At 67.5% G+C, this 7,129-nt stretch carries 8 protein-coding genes and 1 pseudogene; 6 read left to right on the plus strand and 3 right to left on the minus strand.

All coding sequences use genetic code 11. The annotated features are described in order from the left end of the window. From EQG76_RS08440 to EQG76_RS08455, 4 genes and pseudogenes are all read left to right on the plus strand, one after another. Window positions 1–482 (plus strand): annotated as a pseudogene (locus EQG76_RS08440) (DNA mismatch repair endonuclease MutL); the annotation flags it as partial. 195 nt (window positions 483–677) lie between these two features. After that, window positions 678–1,019 carry a ferredoxin FdxA gene (gene fdxA / locus EQG76_RS08445; RefSeq protein WP_159712391.1) on the plus strand — a complete coding sequence of 114 codons (342 nt, stop codon included), beginning with the start codon at window positions 678–680 and terminating at the stop codon, window positions 1,017–1,019. A gap of 251 nt (window positions 1,020–1,270) precedes the next feature. Beyond that, complete coding sequence (locus tag EQG76_RS08450; protein ID WP_159712393.1) at window positions 1,271–1,774, plus strand: CarD family transcriptional regulator; 504 nt, start codon at window positions 1,271–1,273, stop codon at window positions 1,772–1,774. A gap of 101 nt (window positions 1,775–1,875) precedes the next feature. Beyond that, window positions 1,876–2,280 carry a GNAT family N-acetyltransferase gene (locus tag EQG76_RS08455; protein WP_159712395.1) on the plus strand — a complete coding sequence of 135 codons (405 nt, stop codon included), beginning with the start codon at window positions 1,876–1,878 and terminating at the stop codon, window positions 2,278–2,280. A 64-nt stretch (window positions 2,281–2,344) separates the two neighbouring features. Here EQG76_RS08455 and gshB read toward each other — a convergent pair whose 3' ends face one another. After that, the gene (gshB, locus tag EQG76_RS08460; protein ID WP_159712397.1) at window positions 2,345–3,307 is read right to left on the minus strand and encodes a glutathione synthase; all 963 of its coding nucleotides are present in this window, start codon (window positions 3,305–3,307) and stop codon (window positions 2,345–2,347) included. A 93-nt stretch (window positions 3,308–3,400) separates the two neighbouring features. Here gshB and EQG76_RS08465 point away from each other — a divergent pair, with 93 nt between their 5' ends. After that, window positions 3,401–3,760, plus strand: a complete 360-nt coding sequence (locus EQG76_RS08465) for a histidine triad nucleotide-binding protein (protein ID WP_159712412.1) — start codon at window positions 3,401–3,403, stop codon at window positions 3,758–3,760. Window positions 3,761–3,781: 21 nt separating this feature from the next. Here the strand turns inward: EQG76_RS08465 and EQG76_RS32740 are convergent, their stop codons facing one another. Together EQG76_RS32740 and mdoH are read right to left on the minus strand one after the other, a co-directional pair. Beyond that, window positions 3,782–3,907: a hypothetical protein gene (locus tag EQG76_RS32740; RefSeq protein ID WP_255476493.1), complete on the minus strand. Its 126-nt coding sequence runs from the start codon at window positions 3,905–3,907 to the stop codon at window positions 3,782–3,784. Window positions 3,908–4,008: 101 nt separating this feature from the next. Further along, the gene (gene mdoH / locus EQG76_RS08470) at window positions 4,009–5,754 is read right to left on the minus strand and encodes a glucans biosynthesis glucosyltransferase MdoH (protein ID WP_159712399.1); all 1,746 of its coding nucleotides are present in this window, start codon (window positions 5,752–5,754) and stop codon (window positions 4,009–4,011) included. A gap of 585 nt (window positions 5,755–6,339) precedes the next feature. On the opposite strand from mdoH, the gene EQG76_RS08475 reads away from it, so the two are divergent. After that, a partial coding sequence (locus EQG76_RS08475) for a nucleotide sugar dehydrogenase (protein ID WP_159712410.1) occupies window positions 6,340–7,129 on the plus strand: 790 nt, incomplete at its 3' end.

Raw genomic sequence — 7,129 nt, forward strand, 5'->3', positions numbered from 1 at the left:
ACGAGCGGATCGTCTATGAGCGCCTGAAGGCGGAACTGGCGCGCGGTGCGGTGGCGCGCCAGGGCCAGCTCGTCCCGGTGGTGGTCGAGCTGGCGCCGCACCAGGTCGACCTGCTGGCCGCAGCCGAGGCGGAGCTGGCGCGGCTGGGCCTGGTGCTGGAGCGGTTCGGCACCGGTGCCGTCCTGGTCCGCGAGAGCCCAGCCATGCTGGGCTCCGCCGACCTGGCCGGGCTGGTGCAGGACCTCGCTGCCGACCTGGAGGAGCATGGCGGTGCCGAAGCCCTACTGCGCTCCCTGGAGCGGGTGGCGGCGACCATGGCGTGCCACGGCAGCGTGCGTGCCGGCCGGCGCCTGCATCTGGCCGAGATGGACGCCCTCTTGCGCCAGATCGAGACTACCCCGAACGGCGGCACCTGCAACCATGGCAGGCCCACCTGGATCTCCATCGACCGTGCGGCCCTGGACCGGCTGTTCGGCCGCTGAGCGGCTTATGCTGCTCTTGGCAGGAGCTGGTCGAGGAAGGGCCGGGTGCGCGCGAATGCCGCACAAGCTCGACGTGGTGAGGAAAAAACGCTATATGTCGGCTGCCGCAGGATCCGGCGCGCGCGGCGTCGCATGCGGGCTCAAGGCCGGTGGCAGTCATGTCTCCGGCCTTTTACGTGGGAACTCGGAGTATTCATGGCCTACGTGGTCACGGAAGCCTGCATCAGGTGCAAGTTCACGGATTGTGTCGAGGTCTGCCCGGTAGATTGCTTCTACGAGGGCGAGAACATGCTGGTCATCAATCCCGACGAGTGCATCGACTGCGGCGTATGCGAGCCGGAATGCCCGGCCGAGGCGATCGTCCCGGACACGGAGTCGGAGGGCGAGAAGTGGGCGGAGCTCAATCGTGAGTTCTCCAGCCAGTGGCCTAATCTTACCCGAAAGCGGCCTCAGCCAGACGACGCCGACAGCTTCAAGAACATGCCCGGCAAGTACGAGCAGTTCTTCAGTGCCAAGCCCGGCGAGGGCAATGGATAGGCCAGCGGACAGGTCGGGGTGCATTGCACATACAGGATGACGACGCCTTGCCGTGGCCGGTGGCGTCGGGCTCCGAAATGTGGTATGTATCTCTTGTTGAAGACAATTTGTCTGCTTCTCCTACTGGTCGGCCCGACTTGCCTGCCTGCGTGGGTCATTGAGGCGCCGACGTCGTAGCGTTCACATCGGAGTGAAGCGTCGGGATGGCTGCGAACGGCCAGTCCCTGACGAGACGCGAGGGAAAGTGCCGGATGGCCAAAAAAGAACTGGCTTTCGAGCCTGGTGATCACATCGTCTACCCCTCCCACGGCGTGGGTCGGGTACGCAGCGTGGAGACCGAAATCATCGCCGGCTTCGAGCTGGAGATGTATGTAGTCGGCTTCGAGAATGAGCGCCTGACGCTGCGGGTGCCGGTCAACAAGGCGGCGAAGGCCGGGATGCGCAAGCTCAGCTCGCGCGAGAAGATCTCTTCGGCACTCGAAGCCCTGAAGATCAAGACTAAGCCGCGCCGTTCCGTGATGTGGAGCCGCCGCGCCCAGGAATACGAAGCGAAGATCAATTCCGGCGATCCGGTCGCGATCGCGGAGGTGGTTCGCGAGCTGCATCGCGCCGAGGATGCCGAGCAGTCCTATTCCGAGCGGCAGATGTATCGCGCCGCCCTGGAGCGCCTGGCCCGCGAGGTCGCCGCGATCGACAAGGTCGACGAGGCCGAGGCCACGCGCCGGCTGGAGAAGGTGCTCTCGGCCGCGGCTTGAGCCCGTTCTTCCGCTTCGAAACGACGGGGGCCTGATGGCCCCCGTTTCGTTTGGATAGGGATCAGCCGCAAACCAGCCCCGACCAACCCGGAATCCAGCCGATGACGATCCGCTACGCGCAGGAGCCCGAGCTGGACGCCCGTGCGTTCCGGGACCTCCTGGCCGCCACCACGCTCGGCGCCCGGCGGCCGATCGAGGACCTGCCCCGGCTGGAGCGGATGCTGCGCCAAGCCGACATCGTTCTGACGGCGCGGGCCGGCACGCAGCTGGTGGGCGTCGCCCGAGCGATCACCGACTTCGCCTATGCCTGCTATCTGTCCGATCTGGCGGTGCATGAGAGCTTCCAGCGCCGGAGGATCGGCCGGCGCCTGATCGCGGAAACCCACGCGGTCGCCGGCAAATGCACTACCCTCGTGCTGGTCGCCGCCCCCGGTGCCGAAACCTTCTATGCCGGGATCGGCATGGCCCCGCTGCCGAGCAGCTGGGCCATCTGGCGCTCCAGCTAGCGCCGTCGCCTGGACCGTCCTTCTTGCACGAACGAACCCGGGAAGGGGTAGCGCGGCAGCCTGCTCAGACCGCCGAGCCGCGGTTCTCTGCGACCCGCTCCTGGATCACGTCCCAGATCTGCCCCGCGATCGAGACGCCATCGAACCGGTCGATCTCCTGGATGCCGGTGGGCGAGGTGACGTTGATCTCGGTGAGATAGTCGCCGATCACGTCGATGCCGACGAAGATCAGGCCGCGCTGCTTGAGCGCCGGGCCGATCGCCTCGCAGATCTCGTGCTCACGATGGGTGAGCGTGCTCTTCTCCGCCCGGCCGCCGACATGCATGTTGGCGCGCGACTCGCCCTCGGCCGGCACCCGGTTCACCGCACCCGCGACCTTGCCGTCCACCAGGATGATCCGCTTGTCGCCCTGGCGCACGGCGGGCAGGTAGCGCTGGACCATCAAAGGCTCGTTCAGGAAGCGGGCGAACAGCTCGTGGAGGCTGCCGAGATTGGTATCGTCGGGCCTCAGGTGGAACACGCCGGCCCCGCCATTGCCGTAGAGCGGCTTGACGATGATGTCGCCATGCTCCTTACGGAACGCCCGGATCTCCTCAATGTCGTAGGTGATCAGGCTGGGCGGCATCAGCTCGGCGAACTGGGTGACGAACAGCTTCTCCGGGGCGTTGCGGACATGGTGCGGGTCGTTCACCACCAGCGTCCTCGGATGCACCCGATCGAGCAGGTGGGTGGTCGAGATGTAGTTCAGGTCGAACGGCGGGTCCTGGCGCAGCAGGACCACGTCGACCCCGGCAAGGTCGAGGATCTCCGGCTGACCGAACTGGACATGGTCGCCCTGGACGCGCTGCACCCTGATCGGCCGGGCCTTGGCCAGCACCCGCCCGTCTCGCCAGGACAGGTTCTTCGGCAGGTAGTGGTAGAGGCCGAAGCCGCGCCGCTGCGCCTCCAGCGCCAGGGCGAAGGTGCTGTCGGCGTTGATCGCCACGGTCTCCAGGGGGTCCATCTGGATGGCCACCGCTAGCGCCATCTACTCACTCCTTGGCTTGACACATTGCCTTGACACGGGCGGCGCGGACGCGCTCCGGAACGGGACAGTAACCCAATCGCGGCGAGGGTAATGATGGCCTACGACCCGAACAACATCTTCGCGCGCATCCTGCGCGGCGAGATCCCCAACCGGACGGTCTACGAGGACGAGTTCGTGCTGGCCTTCCACGACATCAACCCCCAGGCACCCACCCACGTGCTGGTGATCCCGAAAGGCGCCTATACCGATCTGGCCGACTTCAGCGCCCGGGCCAGCGCCGAGGAGTTGACCGGCTTCTTCCGCGCGGTGGCGAAGATCGCCGACCAGCTCGGCATCGTGGCGCCCGGCTTCCGCGCCTTGTGCAACACCGGCACGGACGCCCACCAGGAAGTGCCCCACTTCCACCTGCATCTGTTCGCCGGCAAGCCGCTCGGACCCATGCTGGCGCGGTGAAGAGCCCGGCCCACGCCCGGCTCAGCCGGCGTCCAGCTCGGTGGGCTGGTCCGGCTCGGTCGGCAGGTTGAGCGTGCAGGCGGTCAGAAGACCGCCGGTCAGCGCCAGGACCGCCAGGGTGCGCAGCAGCACGCTCATCGTCGCCATGATCCTTCCTTGCCTCGCTCCGGCCAGCATCCGTTGCTACCACCGCAGCGGCAACGAAAAAGGCGGCCTCGCGGCCGCCTTTTGCACAAGTCTCCGGCCGGTCAGGCCACGGCGAGGAACGGGGCGCGTACCGGGGTTCTGGCCGCACCCGCCGACCACCAGGTCGCTACCGGCCCCAGCCAGAGTCCGGCCAGGATCGGTGCCAGCCAGGGCAGGGCGGTCGGCGAGAACCACAGAGCCAGGCCCAGCAGCACGACGCCGATGCCCACCGGCAGCATGTGGGTGCTCCACACCTCGCCCCAGCTTAGGCGCCTGGCACCTCGCGCCTGGGCACCCCAGGCATCCACCTGCCCGCGCAGGGTCTGGAGCAGGAAGCGGGTGTGAAAGACCATGAACAAGGGGGAGGTCAGGGTGGAGAAGATCTGCTCGCCGATCACGTCCCGCCAGAAGCGCCAGCTCGACCGCTCCTTGCCCTCGGCCAGCGCATGGCTGATGCCCAGCAGCTTCTGCGCGAACAGCAGCACCAGCGTGATCATCAGGATGGACGGGAGCACGGCACCGGCCTCGCCGCCGCCAGGGCTCACGATCAGGCTGGTGACCACCAGTGCCATCCAGACCGCCGAGACCATGTAGGCCCACGCCCCCATGAAGAAATGGAGCCGGCTCAGCGGATGGAGGCCGTGCATCCGCAGGAGGCGCAGATGCTGCAGGTTGCCCTGCATCCAGCGCCGGTCGCGCTTGACCTCGTCGATCAGGGTGGGCGGGCTGTCCTCGACGGCACCGTCCAGCTCGTAGGCCAGCCAGACCCGCCAGCCGCTGCGCCGGACCAGGGCGGCCTCGACGAAGTCGTGGCTCATGATCGGGCCACCGAGAGGCGCCTTGCCCGGCAGTTCCGGCAGGCCGCAATTCTCGGTGAAGGCGCGCACCCGGATGATGGCGTGGTGGCCGTAATAATTGGCCTCGCTGCCGGCGAAGATCGACAGGCCGGCCGACGCAATCGGCCCGTAGATGCGGGTCGCCAGCGCCCGGTAGCGGGTGAAGCGGGTCTCGCCCTCGGTGAGCCCCGGCGAGACCTGGATGATGCCGGCGTCCGGGTTGGCGTCCATCAGCCGGGAGAGCGAGGCGAGCGTGCGGCCGCTCATCAGGCTGTCGGCGTCCAGGATCAGCATGTAGTCGTAGCGACCGCCATGGCTGCGGCAGAACTCGGCGATGTTGCCGGCCTTCTTGCCGTAATTGTCGGTGCGCACCCGCCACATGATGCGGAACTGGGGCCAGGAGCGCACCAGGCGCTGCCACTCGCGCCGCTCCTTTTCAATCACCGACTCGATATTGCTGTCCGAGAGGATGTGGAAGGCGAAGCGGCCGTCCATCTTGAGCGCGGCCAGGTCCCGGATCAGGCTCTCCAGCTTGGCCAGGCTCTCGCGCGGATCCTCATTGCGGAGCGGCATAAGCACAGCAGTGCGGCCGCGAGGCGGCAGGAGCGAGGCGGTGCTGGTAGGGCGGTTCATGCCCGCGGGCGGCACGCCGCGCTTGAGCGCCAGGAAGCCCGCCACAGTGAGCGCGAAGCCGAAGGCCAGCCAGCCGAAGCACAGGGTGAACAGGGTGAGCAGGACGATCTCACCGACCGACAATCCGTCCGCGGCCAAGCCGCCGCCCAGCCACCAGGTCGCCATACCGGTGAGCGTCAGCCAGATGCCGATCACGAGCAGCCGCCAGCCGGTCGAGTGCGGATGCGAAGGCAGCGCCACGGGCCGGGGCAATGGCTCTGTGAAGCCTTTGACCGGCATGTCGGCCGGGGCCGGATCCAGGGCCAATGCCAAGCTATCTCGATCGACGACACGGTCCATGATGTGGTCCAGCCTCGCTACATGCGCTGATGTGTCGGGTATATCGACGTGCTGCGGAAGTTCTGCGAGGGCTTGTGCCCCTTCCCCCGCCCGGCCTCACGCCACCGTGAGAAATCCTCCGGTGACGGCGGGCCGACGCACCCTGCTAACGGACGAAAATGCGGTTCGTTCCGTGGACTATCCTGCCGAAGCCATCGCCATCGTCCTCCCGCGCCCGGTTCATCTCGGCGGCCAAGTGCGTGGACGAAGCGCTGGCGCCGGCGCGCCGGCGCCACTGCCCACATCCCAGCCCCGGCCCGACACCCACCTGTACGCAAAAACCGCCGTTCTTCAGCAACTTATCAGAAGCCTGTGGGCATTGCGGATGTAGGGCGTCTCGGGCCGGTCCGCAACAGCGGACATTCCGGAGGGTGGCGCCGGAAACGGCTGGATCTGCATGGTTCAGATGCGAATTCTGCAGAGGTCGTGGAGCCGAGGCTGCCATGGCCCGTCAGGATGGCCTGGCGCTGCCACCCGGGCTATGCACGTGCCAGATCTGAGCGCGGCTTCCGGCTGTTCCGGCGGCATGCCCCCTGGATGAACTGCATGGACCACGGACGCAGGATATCGGTCATCGGGCTGGGATATGTCGGCCTGCCGGTCGCTGTGGCCTTCGGCCAGAGCGGAGCCGGGGAGGTGGTGGCGTTCGACATCGACGAGCGGCGGATCGGCGAGCTCGGTCGCGGCCATGACCGGACCGGCGAGGTCGAGGCGGCACGGCTGCGGGCGGCACGGCTGCGCCTGACCAGCGACCCTACTGACCTGCAGCGGGCCGACTTCCACATCGTCACGGTGCCGACCCCGATCACCCCGGCCAAGCAGCCGGACCTGCGCCCCTTGATCGCGGCCTCGCGCACGGTCGGCCGCCAGCTCGGCAGGGGCGGCATCGTCGTCTACGAATCCACCGTCTACCCGGGCGTCACCGAAGAGATCTGCGCGCCGATCCTGGAGCAGGAATCGGGCCTGACCTACCGGCGCGACTTCACGCTGGGCTACAGCCCGGAGCGGATCAACCCAGGCGACAAGGAGCACCGGCTGGAAACGATCGTGAAGGTCGTGGCCGGCAGCGACGAAGCGACCCGGCAGGTGGTTGCGGCAGTGTATGGCTCGGTGGTGGCGGCGGGCATCCACGAGGCGCCCTCGATCGCGACCGCGGAAGCCGCCAAGGTCATCGAGAACACCCAGCGTGACCTCAACATCGCGCTGATGAACGAGCTGGCGATCATCTTCGGTCGGCTCGGCATCGACACCAGCGACGTGCTGGCGGCCGCCTACACCAAGTGGAACTTCCTGCGCTTCCAGCCGGGCCTGGTGGGCGGCCACTGCATCGGCGTCG

The organism is Geminicoccus flavidas, from assembly GCF_009806515.1.
GTDB lineage: Bacteria > Pseudomonadota > Alphaproteobacteria > Geminicoccales > Geminicoccaceae > Geminicoccus > Geminicoccus flavidus.